General features: G+C 69.5%; 16 protein-coding genes. 6 read left to right on the forward strand and 10 right to left on the reverse strand.

Translation table 11 applies throughout. The annotated features are described in order from the left end of the window. Positions 1-18: 18 nt before the first annotated feature. The 4 genes from NBT81_RS05695 to NBT81_RS05710 are packed head-to-tail and all read right to left on the reverse strand — an operon-like array spanning position 19 to position 4,777. On the reverse strand, positions 19-1,737 hold the full coding sequence (locus NBT81_RS05695) for a type II secretion system protein (protein ID WP_338741713.1): 1,719 nt from the start codon (positions 1,735-1,737) through the stop codon (positions 19-21). Beyond that, the gene (locus NBT81_RS05700; RefSeq protein WP_338741714.1) at positions 1,734-3,644 is read right to left on the reverse strand and encodes an ATPase, T2SS/T4P/T4SS family; all 1,911 of its coding nucleotides are present in this window, start codon (positions 3,642-3,644) and stop codon (positions 1,734-1,736) included. The genes NBT81_RS05695 and NBT81_RS05700 overlap by 4 nt, the downstream gene beginning before the upstream one ends. Before the next feature lie 33 nt (positions 3,645-3,677). Continuing rightward, entirely contained in the window at positions 3,678-4,112 is a 435-nt protein-coding gene (locus NBT81_RS05705) for a DUF7311 family protein (protein WP_338741715.1), read from the reverse strand. After that, the gene (locus NBT81_RS05710) at positions 4,109-4,777 is read right to left on the reverse strand and encodes a DUF7310 family coiled-coil domain-containing protein (protein ID WP_338741716.1); all 669 of its coding nucleotides are present in this window, start codon (positions 4,775-4,777) and stop codon (positions 4,109-4,111) included. Before NBT81_RS05710 ends, NBT81_RS05705 begins: the two co-directional genes overlap by 4 nt. Before the next feature lie 124 nt (positions 4,778-4,901). Here NBT81_RS05710 and NBT81_RS05715 point away from each other — a divergent pair, with 124 nt between their 5' ends. Beyond that, complete coding sequence (locus NBT81_RS05715) at positions 4,902-5,972, forward strand: tubulin/FtsZ family protein (RefSeq protein ID WP_338741717.1); 1,071 nt, start codon at positions 4,902-4,904, stop codon at positions 5,970-5,972. Here NBT81_RS05715 and NBT81_RS05720 read toward each other — a convergent pair whose 3' ends face one another. Continuing rightward, positions 5,973-7,325, reverse strand: a complete 1,353-nt coding sequence (locus NBT81_RS05720; protein WP_338741718.1) for an alkaline phosphatase family protein — start codon at positions 7,323-7,325, stop codon at positions 5,973-5,975. Between the two features lie 212 nt (positions 7,326-7,537). On the opposite strand from NBT81_RS05720, the gene NBT81_RS05725 reads away from it, so the two are divergent. After that, entirely contained in the window at positions 7,538-7,774 is a 237-nt protein-coding gene (locus tag NBT81_RS05725) for a DUF7123 family protein (protein WP_338741719.1), read from the forward strand. Here the strand turns inward: NBT81_RS05725 and NBT81_RS05730 are convergent. From NBT81_RS05730 to NBT81_RS05740, 3 genes are read right to left on the reverse strand one after another with little or no spacing between them, the layout of a single operon-like run. Then, positions 7,771-8,436 (reverse strand): MarR family transcriptional regulator, encoded by a 666-nt coding sequence (locus NBT81_RS05730; protein ID WP_338741720.1) that lies wholly within the window; start codon positions 8,434-8,436, stop codon positions 7,771-7,773. The genes NBT81_RS05725 and NBT81_RS05730 overlap by 4 nt on opposite strands. A 51-nt stretch (positions 8,437-8,487) precedes the next feature. Continuing rightward, positions 8,488-9,627 (reverse strand): SPFH domain-containing protein, encoded by a 1,140-nt coding sequence (locus NBT81_RS05735; protein ID WP_338741721.1) that lies wholly within the window; start codon positions 9,625-9,627, stop codon positions 8,488-8,490. 48 nt (positions 9,628-9,675) lie between these two features. Beyond that, positions 9,676-10,233, reverse strand: coding sequence for a tRNA (cytidine(56)-2'-O)-methyltransferase (locus NBT81_RS05740; RefSeq protein WP_338741722.1), 558 nt, complete (start codon positions 10,231-10,233; stop codon positions 9,676-9,678). 112 nt (positions 10,234-10,345) lie between these two features. Between NBT81_RS05740 and NBT81_RS05745 the strand changes: the two genes are divergently transcribed. From NBT81_RS05745 to NBT81_RS05755, 3 genes are read left to right on the forward strand one after another with little or no spacing between them, the layout of a single operon-like run. Next, the gene (locus NBT81_RS05745) at positions 10,346-11,275 is read left to right on the forward strand and encodes an NAD-dependent epimerase/dehydratase family protein (protein WP_338741723.1); all 930 of its coding nucleotides are present in this window, start codon (positions 10,346-10,348) and stop codon (positions 11,273-11,275) included. A gap of 35 nt (positions 11,276-11,310) precedes the next feature. Continuing rightward, complete coding sequence (locus NBT81_RS05750) at positions 11,311-12,078, forward strand: DUF2797 domain-containing protein (protein ID WP_338741724.1); 768 nt, start codon at positions 11,311-11,313, stop codon at positions 12,076-12,078. Between the two features lie 39 nt (positions 12,079-12,117). Beyond that, a complete protein-coding gene (locus NBT81_RS05755) occupies positions 12,118-12,552 on the forward strand; it encodes a hypothetical protein (protein WP_338741725.1) in 435 nt (144 codons plus the stop codon). 12 nt (positions 12,553-12,564) lie between these two features. Here the strand turns inward: NBT81_RS05755 and NBT81_RS05760 are convergent, their stop codons facing one another. Together NBT81_RS05760 and NBT81_RS05765 are read right to left on the reverse strand one after the other, a co-directional pair. Beyond that, positions 12,565-13,668 (reverse strand): glycosyltransferase family 4 protein, encoded by a 1,104-nt coding sequence (locus NBT81_RS05760; protein ID WP_338741726.1) that lies wholly within the window; start codon positions 13,666-13,668, stop codon positions 12,565-12,567. A gap of 24 nt (positions 13,669-13,692) precedes the next feature. After that, entirely contained in the window at positions 13,693-14,769 is a 1,077-nt protein-coding gene (locus tag NBT81_RS05765) for a glycosyltransferase family 4 protein (RefSeq protein WP_338742507.1), read from the reverse strand. A 103-nt stretch (positions 14,770-14,872) separates the two neighbouring features. Here NBT81_RS05765 and NBT81_RS05770 point away from each other — a divergent pair, with 103 nt between their 5' ends. Then, entirely contained in the window at positions 14,873-15,148 is a 276-nt protein-coding gene (locus NBT81_RS05770; protein WP_338741727.1) for a ribonuclease P, read from the forward strand. Positions 15,149-15,153 lie beyond the last annotated feature (5 nt).

Raw genomic sequence — 15,153 nt, forward strand, 5'->3', positions numbered from 1 at the left:
ACTTGAACCTCGGCCCGGCTACAGGAACAGGCCCGCGCCGACGTACGCCGAGAAGTAACAGCAGGTCGCGAGACACAGCGCGACCCCGATGCGGTGCCCGAGATGCGTCCGGTCGAGCCCGCGGGTCAGCCCCGTCGAGAGCACGGTGAGCGCCACCGCGAGCCAGAGGACGTACGCTCCGACGGCGACGCCGAGTTCTCCCGTCGGAAGCGCTCCCGCCCCGAACCCGGCGGTTTCGGTTCGCCCGACCCGCGCGGACAGGGCGACCGTCGCGCCACCGACGAGCGGTCCGAAGACGGCCGCAGTGTTCGACAGTGTTCCCGTGACCTGTGCCAGTTCGCGCCGTGCGTCGCGTTCGATCCGCCGCAGTTCCTCGGCGTGTTCCGCCGTCGCGACCAGCGCGTCGCCGGCGGGCCGGCCCTCGGTCGCCGCGAGGCCGAACAGTTCGGCCATCTCGTTGGCCCGTCGGCTCGGGAGCGTACCGAGTACCCCGTGCTCGCCGCGGAACGCCTCGGCCACGGTGACACCGAGTCGGTGCTGTCGCTCCGTCGCCTCTTCGAGGAGGTCGCCCGTCGCGCCCGACATCCGATCGGCCACTCCGTCGACCGCCGTCTCGACGGCTTCCCCGGCAGACACGCGCCGTCCGACGAGATAGAGCGCGTCGTGGAGTTCCGACTCGACCGCGATGACACGCTCGCGGACGCGTCTGGCTTCGTGGACGTGGACCACGAGCGCGACACCCGGTCCGAGACCGACGGCGGCGACCGGCCCGGCCCACCCCCCGACCACGTGCGTCACGACGACGACGCCGACCGCTGCCGCGACGACGCCGGCGGCCACCGAACGGGACCATCCGTCGGGCGTGTCGGGGTGATCCCGGCCGATCCGGGGCGGCGGGAACGCGACTGGCCGGCGAGCGAGGAGCCACGCCCCGGCCACGACCACCACGAGCGGGAGCGCGAGGTCGTAGAGTGCGACGACGACCGGTAGTGAGAGCCGAACGCCGGTCGCCCGGGCCGCCGGGAGGACGCCGACGAGCGCTAGCGGTAGGAGAACGCCGAAGGCGTACAACCCCGTCACCGGCCCCCTGATCTCGGTCGCGAACGTCGCCAACTCCTCTCGCGCGCCGTCGAGCGCCGCCGCTACTGCCCGGTCGAGGTGTCGGTCGCGCTCCGTGGCCGGTGCTGACGCCGCGGCGTCGAGCCGGTCGACGGCGCGTTCGAGCGCCGGGAACTGATCTCCCCACTCGTCGACGAACGCCTCGAAGCCACTCCGTGGCGTCCCGCGGGCGCGGTCGACGTGGCGGTGGAGGCTTCGAGCTAGCACCCCGCTCCCCGTCCGGGCGGCGAAGACGGCCGCGCGCTCGGTCGCAGGGTCGATCCGCAGACGGAGCGCGGCCCGTCCGACGAGCGCGGCGGCCGACCCCAGCGCGCGTGTCCGACGCAGCGTCGCCAGGAACCGAACGCCTCGTTCCACGACGGTCGGGACGCAGACGCCGACGCCCGTCCCGGCGGCCAGGATGGCGAGTCCGATTCGCCCCGACCCGAGTGTAGCCACGCCCACCCCGACACCGACTGCGACGACGGCCACGACGACGGCCACACTCCGGGCCGCACGCTCGGTCGTCTCGGCGTCGGCGCTCCAGCCGAGATGTGCGAGCGCCCGCTCGAACGCCGGGTCGGGGTCCACGCCTGTCGGCCACGCGGCAGCCAGTCGCCCGACTGCAGTCCCGGTCATTTCGCCATCCGCCTGCGGTGTACCGTATCCACCTCGGTCGGTGACGTCCGCTCCGTCGCCGCGAGGTCGGCCAAGAGTGATTCGCGCTCGTCGAGTTCGTCGAGCACGTCCGCGTACGACTCCCCCGGTCGGGTCAGTGACGCCACGAGATGACTGTTTCCGCGCTCGACGACCCCTGTCGGCTCGGTTCCCCCGTCCCCGGCTACGAACAGCGACTCGAACGCGACGCCCTCCCCGGTGTGGCGCACTTCTTCGATGGTGTCCACACGTCGGCTCTCGCCCGCCGCGAGTGTGACGAGCAGGTCGGTCGCGGCGAACGACGACGCCGGCACGCCGAGGTCGGTCACGACGCGCTCGAACACGGCATCGGACCCGTCGCCGTGGATCGTCCCGAGGACGGCGCTCCCCGCCGCGCCCACCCGCATCGCCTCGTACAGCGTCATCGCCTCTTCACCCCTGACCTCGCCGACGACCAGCGCACCCTCGCCGAGTCGGAGCGCGGTCCGTAGCGCTTCCTCGGCGGATAGCGACGGCCCGTCGCCGCTCTCTATCCGAACCGGTTGGACGTCCCGGCCGGCCTCCTGCAGTTCGGTCGCCGGGAGTTCGGGCGTGTCCTCGACGACGACGGTCCGCGTCGTCGGCGGGAGTTCCCAGAGGAGCGCGGAGAGCAGCGTGGTCTTGCCGGCACCCCGTGGCCCGGCGATCAACCCCGCAGCGGCGCGCTCGACGGCGAGCGAACAGAGCGCGGCGGCGTCGGCCGGGAGCGTCCCGTTCTCCACGAGGGCGGCGAGCGTCCACGCCGTCGTCCCGTGCGTTCGGAAGACGAAACCGTGGCCCTCGCTCGCCGGATCGGTGGTCCCCGCGACGCGGACTCGGTCGCCGGCGAGCGTCTCCGTCGTCGCGTCGAGCGTAGGGTTCGCCCGTGAGAAGGACCGGCCACTCTCCCTGCGGAAGCGGGAGGCGAGCGCTGTGGCCCCCTCGCGTGTCAGGTGGACGTTCGTCGGTACTCTGTCGCCCCCAACGACGACTCGGACGGGGTTGTCGCTCACGGGTGCGGTCACGAGCACCTCCGACACCAACGGGTCGGTGAACAGATCCTCGAGGACGCCGTGCCCGTGCGTCTGTTTTCGGAGGACTCGCTCGACGGCCTCGACCGACACTTCGGCAGGGTCCACGTCACCAACCGCTCGGACGGCCCGTGCGATCGGCCGGTCGTCGTCCGTCGTCGGGCCCTCGGCCAACTGCTCGTACGCCTCCGCCAGAGCGCGGAGTCCCCCGTCGCCGAGCCGCGTTTCGAGCGGATCGAGCAAGTAGTATCCCCCCGCTTCGGTCCGGTACCGACGTACCGTCGCGCCGGTGTCGAGCTCCCGACGGTCGAGCAGTGTCGCCTCGCTCGGCGGCCGGTCCGACAGTCTCGCGTTCGACATCGTCGGTCCGACGGTCGCGGGAAGCGCCCGTTCGTAGCCGCCGTCGACCCGGTCGGCACCCGCGGCCAGCCCCGTCGTCGCCGCCACGTCTGCCACCGGTCCGGCGCGCCCGGTCGCGGCGCGGGCGGCTCCGAGCGGATCGCTGCGCGCCCGCTCCGCGAGGACCCCGTCGTGGACGGCGACACGAGCGACGAAGCGACCGGCCGCGACGAGTAACCCCACCGCTCCGTCGTCGTAGACGCGTTCTCGCCCCGCGTGTCGGACGCGGACCGCGTCGACCTCGCGGTTCGAGAGCGCATCGATCACCGTCGCACGACAGTCGGGAGCGGCCGCGAGGTCACCGCCCCCGGAGCAGCCGTCGGCGTCGACGACGAGCGCGATGCCCCGGTCCGGATCGGCTCCCGGTGGCGACCGAAACGACGGCTCGCACCGACACATGTTGCCCGACTCGTCGTCCCGGAATCGGTCCAGTAGCCTCATACTGTCCCGTTGCCCCGGCATCGCTTTTGAATCTCAGTCACGCCGGACGACCACCCTGACCCCGTCGTCGCGAACGAGCGAGAGGACGAGCCGGTGTCGACCCGGTGTCCGCAGGCTGATCGGGCCGTCCGGCGTCCGCAGGTCGACGCCCCGAAGGGTCGTCCGCCGGGGTCGACCGTCTCCAACCCGATAGGCGAGTAGATCCGCCGTCCCGTCGATCCGTAGTGTCGCCTCGCTGGCCGTCCACGAGCGGGCCGGAAGCCGCAGGGTGACGATCCGTCGTGCGCCAGCCACCGACGGTCGGGTCGGGTCCTCGTGGGCGAGCAACGACCGCGCTGCCCGGTCGAGTCGATCGGTTGTCCCGTCGAGGTGGATTGCCGTCCGCGCCGCCTTTCCCTCCTCGATCGCCGGCGTCGCGGCCGCCAGCAACACGACGGTCAGAACGACGGCGAGGACGACGCGGATCACAACAGTCGTCGGATGCGGTCGGCCAGCGATAAGGCCCCGCTCTCGTCCTCGTCCACGTACTCGTGCCTGGTCTCGCTGTCCTCGATGTCGGGACGGTCGACGGCCGCTGCGGCGGTTGCGGCCGTCTCCGCGAGCGTCGCGTCCGTTCGTCTCGACGTCCCCGACCGCTCCGTCGACCCCGTACCGTCCGCGTCGCTTCCGCCCCGCCAACCGTCCGTTCCCGCCCCGACACCACCGGACGCTCCCTCGGTCGCGCGGTCCGGTTCGCCGTCGTCGTGCCACTCCACTCCGTCTTCCCGCCCCGTGTCGTCGTCGACTGTCGTCTCGGCGGTGTGTCTCGGACCGTCCACGTCGCGTTGCGCCCGGTCGTCGCCGTGGTCGGGTGCCTCGTGTAGGTCCGCTTCGAGGCGCTCGACCCGTGCCACGGCGGCGTTCGCCCGACGTTCGACTTCCTCGTCGACCGCTCGCACGCCGCCGGCGAACCCCCGGAGGGCCTGCACCGCCGCCTCCAGATCGGCCAGTCGGTCGTCGAGTTCCTCGACGTTCGTTTCGATGTCGTCCAGTCGTTGCTCCATTCGGGCGGTGTCGGGCAGTCCGTCCACGGCGTGTCCGTCGCTGATCGCCCGCTCTACCGCGTCGATCCGGTCGTCCAGTCGGTCGTCCATGCGGCGCGCTGGCCGCGCCATCGCACCTAAACCCTCGGTGGGTCGGTACCCGAGACGCTCACGGTGTCTCGGTCCCGGAAACGCGGCGGTGTTTTGAAGGGAGCGCGAGACGCACGTCCGACGCATGAAGTCCGTCCTGATTGGTGTCGGACAGGCAGGCGGCAAAGTCGTCGGCGCCCTGTCCGATTTCGACGCGCGGAACGGTTTCGGTGCGGTCGTCGGATCGCTCGCGGTCAACAGTGCCCGGTCGGACCTCCAGTCCCTCCCGCTGGAGACGGTCCTCATCGGCGGGGCAGAAGTGAACGGTCACGGCGTCGGCGGCGACAACGAACTCGGCACGAAGGTGATGCGCGACGACGTCCAAGAGGTGTTGAGCGCTATCGACGGCCGGATGACGGCCCGCGCCGAGGCGATGTTCGTCGTCGCCGGCTTGGGCGGTGGCACCGGAAGCGGCGGCGCGCCGTACCTCGTGAAGAAACTGCAACGCGTCTACGACGTCCCAGTCTACGGCCTGGGCGTCCTCCCCGGGCGCGACGAGGGCGCGCTGTACCAGGTGAACGCCGGGCGATCACTGAAGACGCTCACCCGGGAGGCGGACGCGACGATACTGGTCGACAACGACACCTGGCGGTCGGCGGGCGAGAGCCTCGAATCCGGCTACGAGGCGATCAACGAGCGTATCGCTCGGCGCGTCGGACTCCTCCTCGCCGCGGGCGAAGCCGTCGGCGGCGTCGGCGAATCGGTCGTCGACAGTTCGGAGGTCATCAACACGCTCCGTGGCGGCGTTGCGACCCTCGGCTACGCGTCGGCCGACGCCGCGCCCGACGCGGGTGGGAACGTCAACGTCGTCACGAGCACGACCCGCCGGGCCGTTCGGTCGGGACTCGGTCTGCCGGACACGACGAGCGCGGAGCGGGGACTACTCGTCGTCGCTGGCCGTCCCCGAGCGGTCTCACGGAAGGGCGTCGAGAAGGCCCGGTCGTGGCTGGAGACGGAACTCGACACGATGGAGGTCCGCGGCGGCGACTTCCCCCTCGACGACGACCGGTTGGCGTCGCTCGTCCTCCTCGGTGGTGTCGTGGACTCCGACCGTCTCGACGGCTTCCTCGAACGGGCGCGGCGGGCAGCCGAAGACGGTGTGGCGGAGGACGAAAACGAGACGCTCGCCGACGACCGGATCGACGGCCTGCTGTAGCTACTTGGACGTGACGAGGCTGCCGCCGTCGAACTCGGCTCGACCGTACTCCACGTCCATCAGGTCGAGGATAGTCGGGCCGATGTCGAACAGGTCCGCGTCGGTGACGCTCACCGATGGATCGTCGACGAACAGCGTCGCGTTGTCGAAACTGTGCATCCCGTTTCGGGGGCCGACGTCGAACACCTCGTCGTGACCCTTGAACCCCGACTTGAGGTCGAACCCGTGGTTGGGGATGGCGACCAGATCCGGCGCGATGTCGTCGTGTGCGCCCCGGAACGCGTCCTCCTTCTCGACGACGCGCTCGCAGACCGCCCGACCGTCCGGCCCTTCGAGCGCTTCGAGCGCCGCCTTCAGTTCGTCGCGGGTCGCCTCGTACTCGTCTTGGGGCACCGACCCGCGCGGCTCGCGACCCTCGAGGTTGATGTAGAACCGTCCCGGGATGAGCGAGTAGGCCCGCGACTCCTCGGCGATGTCCGTGAGGTCGTCGTGGTCGTCGTCCTCGAAAGAGAGCCACCCCTCCTCTTGCAGCCACGCGTTGAAGTGGACCTCGTGATCCAGCGACGTGAAGCCGTGGTCGCTGGCGACGACCAGGGTCACGTCGTCGTCGAGGCGGTCGCGGATCTTCCCGATGTAGTCGTCGACCTTGCGGTAGAACTCCATGAAGGCCTCCTTGTTCGGCCCATCGCGCTCGTAGTCCTTGAACAGGAAGTGGTTCACGCGGTCAGTCGTCATGAAGACGCCGAAAAAGAGGTCCCAGTCGTCGCGGTCGAGATACTCGCTGAACGCCTCGAACCGCGTGTCGATCGTCTCGTGGGCGTCCTCGACGAACGCGCTTTTGTCCGCCTTGTGACCGAGTTTGGCGTTCACGTCGATGGCGTAGTCGATCGATTGGAGGTAGTCTCGGAGTTCGTCCGGACGAGCCGCCTTGTCGACCCCCGGCGAGAGGAAGCCGGAGACCATCCGCTGGACGCTCCGCTGGGGCGGGAAAGTGACGGGAACGTTCATCACTGTCGCGGTGCGGTCGGTCCCTTCCAACCGATCCCACAGCCGTTGTGCTTGCACGTCTTGTCCCATCGGTACGTACGTGTCGTACGTGCCGGATTCGCGGTCCTGGAAGCCGTACACGCCCGTCTCACCGGGGTTGACCCCCGTCGTCAGTGCCGGCCAACAGGCGCTCGATTCCGGGGGAACGATGCTGTCGATGGCGCCCGCCGACCCCTCGTCGGCGAGTGCCGCGAAGTTCGGAAACTCCTCGGGATGATCCGCGAGGAGACTGTGTGGCACCCCGTCGATGCCAACGAATGCGACGCGCGGATGATCCCCGCCGCGCAACCGATCGAACAGACCCATACCACCTGCCTATCGGGGAAGCGCATAAGAATCTTCGTTTCCGGACGGCTCCGGACCGGTTCTCCGACACGCCCTCGTCTGTTAGGTGACCGTACCTCGTGGCCGCCGATCGTCCCCCGTTTTCCAGCCGATACCGGGATGAATCGCACGACAGCGGCGTGTTAACCAGCCGTACCAAACTCCCTAAGGTCGCTTCGACCAACCCGCTAGATATGAGCACGACCGCCGCCACCGACGACCTGAACGAGAAACAGCGTCGGATCCTGCGATACCTCCGTGAACACGCCGGCACGAAGACCTACTTCAAATCGCGGCTCATCGCCGCCGAACTCGGCATGACCGCCAAGGAGGTCGGGGCGAACATGACCGCCATCCGAACCGGCGAGTTCGACGTGGCCGTCGAGAAGTGGGGCTACTCCTCCGGCACGACCTGGAAGGTCGAGAATTAAGGGTCGTACCTGACGAACGCCGCCGCGTCGTCGGCGAAGGCCCGCGTCTCCGCGTCGAAGGAGTCGGCGTACCGCACCAACAGCGTGATGATCGTCTCGGGCCGCGCGACGGCGTAGCCGTCCGAGCGGTCCAAGAGCCCCGCCTCGTCGAGTTGGCTGGCGTACGTGCTCACGGTCGCCCGCGAGACGTCGAGGGCGTCCGCCACCGCGGTTCCGGTCGCGTCGGGGTGGCGAAGCAGCGTCAGGATCATGCCACGAGGCGTCTCGCGACGCAGGTAGCCGAGCGCCGTCTGCTCGAACGCCGAAAACCGACCGGCGACGAAAAACCGGCGGTAGTCGCCGTCGCGACGGGATGCCAACGCGCTTCCGTCGGATCGACGATCCGACGACGTCTCGCCTGCGGGCTCCTCGTCAAGGAGGCGACGCAGGTGGTGTTGGGTCTCCCCCGTGCCGAGTTTCAGGTCGTCGCGCAGTTTCGAGAAGTGTGCGCCCGGCGTCGCGTTCACGTAGCCGAGGATGGCGTCGCGGGCGTCGCTGTCGGACTCGGCCGCCCGTGCGGACGTACTCCCGAGTCCGGCCAGCGGCGTCGCCGCTCCGAGTGCGGCGAACCGACGAAGCGTCGCTCGTTTCTCCCCGTCGACTCCCCGATCCCCGTCCGGCATCGTCACCCGGACAGTCGGCTCGCCCCGGCAAAAGCGTGTCGCACGTCCGTGCTACTCGGGCTCCGTCTCCGCCTCGGGGTCGCTGCCGGCCCCCTCGTCGGCGTCTTGCATCACTTCGTTGGCGCTCTTGATGTCCGTCCCCGCCCCCGACTTGATCGCCTCGGCCTCCTGTTCGAGTTCCTCGACGTCCATCTCGGCGGCCTCGTCGATCTGGCCGAGGATCTCCTCGATGTCGTCGAGGCCGATGAGTTCGCGGGTTTCGTCGTCGAACTCCAGCGAATCGAGGGCCGCGGAATCCTGCACGTCGCTGCCCGTGAGTTGCTTGCCGTAGCGACCGACGAGCGACGTGAGTTCCTGCGGGAGGACGAACGTCGTCGACTCGCCCTGCCCGATGCGTTCGAGCGTCTCCATCCCCTTGTCGATGACTGCGCGTTCGCCCATCGACTCGGCGGATTTCGCTCGCAACACCGTCGAGATGGCGTCGCCCTGTGCCTCGAGGATCTGGCTCTGCTTCTCCCCTTGGGCGCGGATGATGTTCGACTGCTTCTCGCCCTGTGCGCTCTCGACGGCGCTCCGGCGTTCACCCTGCGCTTCGAGGATCATCGCCCGGCGGCGACGCTCCGCGGAGGTCTGTTGCTCCATCGCCTGCTGGACGTCCTTCGAGGGGTTGACCTCGCGGACCTCGACTGACTCCACGCGGACGCCCCACTCGTCGGTTGGTTCGTCGAGTTCCTCGCGGATGCGCGCGTTGATCTCGTTGCGCTTGTTCAGCGTGTCGTCGAGTTCCATGTCGCCCAGCACCGCCCGAAGCGTCGTCTGGGCGAGGTTCGACACCGCCATCTTGTAGTTGTCCACCTCGAGGAACGCCTTCTTGGCGTCCATCACCTTGATGTAGACGACGGCGTCGGCGGTCACGGGCGAGTTGTCCCGCGTGATCGCCTCCTGTCGCGGCACGTCGAGGGTCTGGGTCCGCATGTCGAAGGAGTACGTCCGCGAGACGAACGGCGGGATGAACGTGATACCCGGTTCGAGTAGTCGTCGGTACTCGCCGAACACCGTCAGCGCCTTCTTCTCGTAGGCGTCGACGATTTCGACCATCTGGTAGACGGTGACGATGGCGAGGATCAGGACGAGTAGCCCGACGAACAGCGATCCGAACGGGAGACCGAGTTGGAGTACGGCGGGGTCCATGCCGGAGCATTAGGCTGTCGGTGGCATAAGGGTTCTCACGCCACCCGTTCACGACCAGTCGTCGACTTCCTCGACCCGCTTGCCGGTCGCCTTCGGGATCACCCGCCGATCCGCGTTCGCCCACTCACGGTCGAGTTCCCGCCCCTCGAACAGACGGTCCAGAAAGACCGCCAGCGCCGCAACCTCGGAGTGGGGCTGGTTCGTCACGCCCACGTTCCAGTCGGCGCGGTCGTACACCTCGAAGTCGACCTTCCCCGCCCCGACGACGAGTAGGAGGGGGTCGCCCCCGTCGCCACCATCGAATCGCTCCCTGATCGCCCCCGTGACCGACTCGACCGGTTCGCCGTACATCGTGAGGTGGACGACCGCCCCATCCCAGTCGCGCAGCACCGGCCGCCACGCGTCGGTCACCGTCACGTCGAACGGGCCGCCGAAGCGGTCGGTGATGTCCGCGACCGTCTCGCGGGCCTGCGTCGCCTCGCCGACGAGGATCGCTCGATCGGCACCGAGCGCCCGCGCCGTCAGGGCGACGTGTGTCGTCATGCGGTCGTCGCGGCCGGGGCGGTGGCCCAGTCGTAACACGACGACTTCGGCGGAGTTCTGCATGTCCCGAGCGAGGGCGTCGAGTGGGTAACGGCTTTCGGATCGCGGGACGGGGGACACGGCGCGGGACGGCCGGATCGCAACACACTTGCGCCGCGTGGGACAGGTGAACGGCATGGATCTCTCGGATCGGCGCGTGGTCGTCACCGGCGGGGCGGGTCTCATCGGCTCGCACCTCGCCGCCCGACTCGCGGACGACAACGACGTGATCGTCGCCGACGACTGCTCGAAGGGCGAACCGGACCGGGTCCCCGACGACGCCACCCTCGTCGAGACGGACGTGACCGACCCCGACGACGTGGCCGAGGTGGTCACCGAGGACGTCGACGTCGTCTTCCACCTCGCGGCCTACACCGACACGAACTACGCCGACCCCCGTCGGCTGTTCGAGGAGAACACCGAGATGACGTACAACCTGCTCGAACGCGCCGCCGAGGTGGACGTCGATGGCTTCGTCTTCACCTCTTCCTCGACCGTCTACGGCGAGGCGCCCCGCCCGACCCCCGAGGACTACGCCCCCCTCGAACCGATCAGCGAGTACGGTGCGAGCAAACTCGCCGACGAGGGACTGGTGTCGACGTACGCCCACGCCCACGGCGTGCAGTCGTGGACCTTCCGTTTCGCCAACATCGTCGGCCCGCGCCAGCGGGGGAACGTGATCCCCGACTTCGTCGAGAAACTCCTCGACGACCCGGAGACGCTCACCATCCTCGGCGACGGCCGACAGGAGAAGTCCTACCTCCACGTCGAGGACTGCGTCGACGCCATCTGTCACGTCGTCGAACGCGCGGACGCGGATCTGAACACCTACAACCTCGGGTCGCGGACCACGACGTCGGTCAATCGCATCGCGGACATCGTGAGCGAGGAGATGGGCCTCGATCCGGACTACGAGTACACGGGCGGTGACCGTGGGTGGACCGGCGACGTGCCGAAGATGCGCCTCTCGATCGAGAAACTCGCGGCGCTGGGCTGGGAGCCACCGGAGTCGAGCGACGACGCCGTCCGCCGGGCGGCCCGGCAGTTGATCGACGAACTCGCATAGACACGCCTTTACTCGCCGCCCCCGACGATTCGGGTGTGCAGATCGTCGGCTACGACACGGTCGACGCCGGCCTCCTCCTGAGCGACGCCACCGACGGTTCGGGGGACGCCGTCGGCGTCGAGTACGTCCCTCTCGACCCCGGGACGACCCTCGACTACCGCCTCGGCGACCGCCGCTGTGCGGGCGTCGTGACCGACGACGGTCACCGACCCTGCGACGCCGCCGCCGCTCCCCACTGTCCGGTCCACGACTCGACGTGGGTCTGTGCCCGGTGCACCGGAACCTGTCTCAAAGACGAGATGGACTGCTTCGACGACCACGCCGTCTACCTCGCGGCGTTCGCGCCGGACACGTTCAAGGTCGGCGTCACGAAACGCCATCGCTTGGAGACGCGGCTCCGCGAACAGGGTGCCGACCGCGGCGCGCACGTCCGGACCGTCGAGAACGGCCGGATCGCCCGCGAAATCGAGGCTGGATTGGCCGGATGGATACCGGACCGGGTTCGGATACCGACCAAGCGGGCGGGCCTCGGTCGATCGGTCGACGAAGCGGCGTGGGAGGCGTTGCTCGACGACTTCGACCCCATCGAGACGTTCGACTTCGACTACGGCCTCGACCTGTCGGAGCGCCCCGTTGCGGAGACGCTGGCGAGCGGCCGGATCCGGGGGGCGAAGGGTCGGTTGCTCGTCCTCGACCTCGCTGGCAGCACCTACGCCGTCGACCTGCGTGCTCTGGTCGGCTACGAGGTCCGGACCGGTGGCACCGACCGTCGCCTCCAGTCGAGCCTCGGCGCGTTCGGGTAGACGACAACCCTTTTCGGCGTGGCTTTCGAACCCGTTCCCATGGCAGACGACGACACCGGCGACGAGTCAGAGACCGCAGGGAGCGACCCCGACGTGAGCGAGGGCGAGACCGAGGCCGAGGAGAAGTCCTTCCGCGAGCGCGTCGAGGAGATCCGCGAGCGTCGCGCCGAGGAGCGTGAGGAGGGTGAACGCCCCGACCCCGAGGAGATGATGGGTGGCGGCGAGGGCGGCAACCCCTTCGCACAGATGATGAGCGGCATGATGGGCGGCGGCGGCGGCCCGCCGGGTATGGGCGGCGGCGGTGGCCCGCCGGGGATGGGTGGCGGTGGCGGCCCGCCGGGGATGGGCGGCGGTCGTGAAGAGGAGTCGGTCGGCAACGAGGAACTCGTTCGCGAGGTCCGACAGCTCCGGGACGAGGTTCGCGACGCGACCCGACAGCTACAGCGGATCGCCCAGGCCATCGAAGACGACTGATCGAGCGGTCTCTTACTCCGCGACGCGGTCGTACACCTCGGCGACTCGGTCGACCGCTCGGCCGACGCCGTGGTCTTCCCGGCGCGCGAGGCAGGCCTCCGACAGCGACGCTCGGTCGTCGAGCGCCCGTTCTATCGATTCCCGGAGCGATTCGGCGTCGCCCGTCTCGAAGTGGTAGCCGGTGACTCCATCGAGGACGGTGTCGGCGAGTGCGCCCTCGTCGGCTCCGACGACCGGCGTTCCGCAGGCGTTGGCCTCCAGCGCGACGAGCCCCTGTGTCTCGACCGGACTCGGGAAGACGAAGAGGTCGAGCGCGCTGTAGAACGCGGGGAGCTCGTCGCGGTCGAGGAACCCCAGAAAGTGGGTGTCGACCCCGCGAGCCTCGGCGCGTGCCTCCAACTCCTCTCGGGCCGGCCCGTCGCCGCCGAAGACGACCGTCGCGTCGAGGCCCGCGGCGGCGTCGACGATGTCGGCGAGTCGCTTCTCGTAGCCGTGGCGGCCGGTGTATCCGATCAGCGGCCGGTCGTCGAGTCCGTGCCGCGCCCGGAACGCGTCGGTGTCGACCGGCCGGAACCGGTCGGTGTCGATGCCGTTCGGGACGACGGTGACGGGTGTCGAGACGCCGACCTCCTCTCGGAGGTGGGTCCCGGTCGCTTCGCTCGGCGCGAGGACGGCGTCCGCGTGGTCGAGAAACCAGCGCTCGTACCGCTCGCTCACGCCCTCGACGATCCGTTCGACCGTCTCGCCGGGCGCGACGTAGTCGGCGTACTCCGCGGAGGGCGTGTGGTACGACGCGACCAGCGGCCGGTCGTGTTTTCGAGCCAGCCACAGTCCAGCGAGACCGACCGCGAAGGGCGTGTGGGCGTGGACGACGTCGACGTCCCGGACCCGTCGCGGGACCCACGGGACGCCGAGCCGAAATCCCGGATAGAAGGGAAAGGGGAGGCTCCGAACGGGGTACTCGCCGGCACGGGGGGCGTAGCCGTCGGTCCGCGGGTAGACCACGTCCATCCGACCGCCGCGCTCCGCCCAGCAGTCGCGCCACGATTTGACGGTGTAGGTGACGCCGTTGACGGTCGGGAGGTAGGTGTCGGTGAAGGCGGCGACCGAACGCATTGCCTCCGGTTCGACGAGGAGGGGTTAATCGTTTGTGACTTCGCACTCGCTCCGCTCCCCGACCCGCCGGTACGCCGCGACGAGCCTCTCGCCGACCCGATCCAGCGAGTGCTCGGCCGCCGTCTCGCGTGCATTCTCGCCTAACCGCTCGCGCAGGTCGGGGTCGGTCGCCAACAGATCCAGCGCGTCGCGGAACTCGGCGCGGGTCGAACACTTGAGACAGTCGTGGCCGTCGGTGTAGAACTCCTCGAAGACGGGGATATCCCGCAGGACGACCGGCTTGCCACAGGCCATCGCCTCCAGTACCGCGATGCCCTGATTCTCCGCCTTGGTCGGGAAGCAGTAGACGTCGCCGGCGGCGAAGGCTCCCCGCTTGTCGTCGACCCAGCCGGTGAAGGTGACGTTCTCGGGGGGATCGGTCGTCCACCGCCGCACCGCCTCGGAGGCCTGCGGTCCCGTGTCGTAGGGACCGAACCACGCGAACTCGTAGTCGGTCTCCTCGGCGAGCCGACAGAACGTCGAGAGGCCCTTGCGCTCGAAGACGTTGCCGACGCTGAACACCACCAGCCCGTCGAGGTCGAACCGCTCGCGGTACTCCCCGCGGAGGGACTCGAACCCCGCCAGCGACGCGGTGTCGACGCCGTTGGTGATCGGTCGGATCGGCGCGTCCACGGGGTAGGATTCGAGGACCCGTTTCGTGTACGCGCTCGGACAGAGGACGAGGTCGGCCTGTGAGTAGAACCACCGCAGATAGCGCCCGAGCGGTCCGGCGAGGTGGGTCGAGCCCCGGAAACTCTCGGCGAAGTCCTCGCGGGTGACGTGGGCGTGGAGGACAAGCGGCGTGTCGGTCCGCTTGGCGTGGCGGGCCACGGCGACGGTCCCCGGCCCGATCATGTTGCAGTGGGCAACGTCGTACTCGCGGAACGCGCCCCGTCCCCGGAGGCCGGCGGCGAGTGCCCGCGGCGGCGACTCGCCCCGCCAGGGCGACGTGATCACGGACACGTCGGTCGTCGACAGGGCGGCGCGTTGCTGGTCGGCTGCGGTCCCGATCCCGCTCCGGTCGAGGCGCCCCTCGAGTTCGAGGTAGTTCAACACCCGCACGCCGGCCGGTTGCGCGGTGACCGTCTTGATGCTACCGATACGCCACACCGGTCGCGGCACTCGTTGTCGGAAGGCCTTTGCCACCCCGCGGCGGCGTTCGTCCATGGGCATCGCTGCCGAGCGGATCGATCGGCTGGCCGCGCTCGCCCGCGCCGCGGCCGCCGAGGGCGACGACGACCGCTCCCGGGAGTACGTCCGCCTCGCCCGTCGGATCGCCGAGCGAAACCGCCTCTCGCTCCCGAAGGGGTTCCGCCGGTTCACCTGCGACGACTGTGACGTCTACCGTCGGCCCGGCCGGAACGCTCGCGTCAGACTCGCCGACGGCCACGTGGTCGTCCGGTGTGACTGCGGTGCGACGGCCCGCTATCCCTACGATTGAGCGGC

Origin of the sequence: Haloplanus sp. CK5-1 (assembly GCF_037201915.1) — an archaeon.
Lineage (GTDB): Archaea > Halobacteriota > Halobacteria > Halobacteriales > Haloferacaceae > Haloplanus > Haloplanus salilacus.

Excerpts from the sequence above, each read along its gene's own strand:
- NBT81_RS05745 (WP_338741723.1), top strand. The coding sequence starts at position 10,346 with ATGGATCTCTCGGATCGGCGCGTGGTCGTCACCGGCGGGGCGGGTCTC.
- NBT81_RS05730 (WP_338741720.1), bottom strand. The coding sequence starts at position 8,436 with ATGCCGGACGGGGATCGGGGAGTCGACGGGGAGAAACGAGCGACGCTT.
- NBT81_RS05740 (WP_338741722.1), bottom strand. The coding sequence starts at position 10,233 with ATGCAGAACTCCGCCGAAGTCGTCGTGTTACGACTGGGCCACCGCCCC.
- NBT81_RS05715 (WP_338741717.1), top strand. The coding sequence starts at position 4,902 with ATGAAGTCCGTCCTGATTGGTGTCGGACAGGCAGGCGGCAAAGTCGTC.
- NBT81_RS05720 (WP_338741718.1), bottom strand. The coding sequence starts at position 7,325 with ATGGGTCTGTTCGATCGGTTGCGCGGCGGGGATCATCCGCGCGTCGCA.
- NBT81_RS05725 (WP_338741719.1), top strand. The coding sequence starts at position 7,538 with ATGAGCACGACCGCCGCCACCGACGACCTGAACGAGAAACAGCGTCGG.
- NBT81_RS05700 (WP_338741714.1), bottom strand. The coding sequence starts at position 3,644 with ATGAGGCTACTGGACCGATTCCGGGACGACGAGTCGGGCAACATGTGT.
- NBT81_RS05770 (WP_338741727.1), top strand. The coding sequence starts at position 14,873 with ATGGGCATCGCTGCCGAGCGGATCGATCGGCTGGCCGCGCTCGCCCGC.
- NBT81_RS05755 (WP_338741725.1), top strand. The coding sequence starts at position 12,118 with ATGGCAGACGACGACACCGGCGACGAGTCAGAGACCGCAGGGAGCGAC.
- NBT81_RS05760 (WP_338741726.1), bottom strand. The coding sequence starts at position 13,668 with ATGCGTTCGGTCGCCGCCTTCACCGACACCTACCTCCCGACCGTCAAC.
- NBT81_RS05695 (WP_338741713.1), bottom strand. The coding sequence starts at position 1,737 with ATGACCGGGACTGCAGTCGGGCGACTGGCTGCCGCGTGGCCGACAGGC.
- NBT81_RS05735 (WP_338741721.1), bottom strand. The coding sequence starts at position 9,627 with ATGGACCCCGCCGTACTCCAACTCGGTCTCCCGTTCGGATCGCTGTTC.
- NBT81_RS05710 (WP_338741716.1), bottom strand. The coding sequence starts at position 4,777 with ATGGACGACCGACTGGACGACCGGATCGACGCGGTAGAGCGGGCGATC.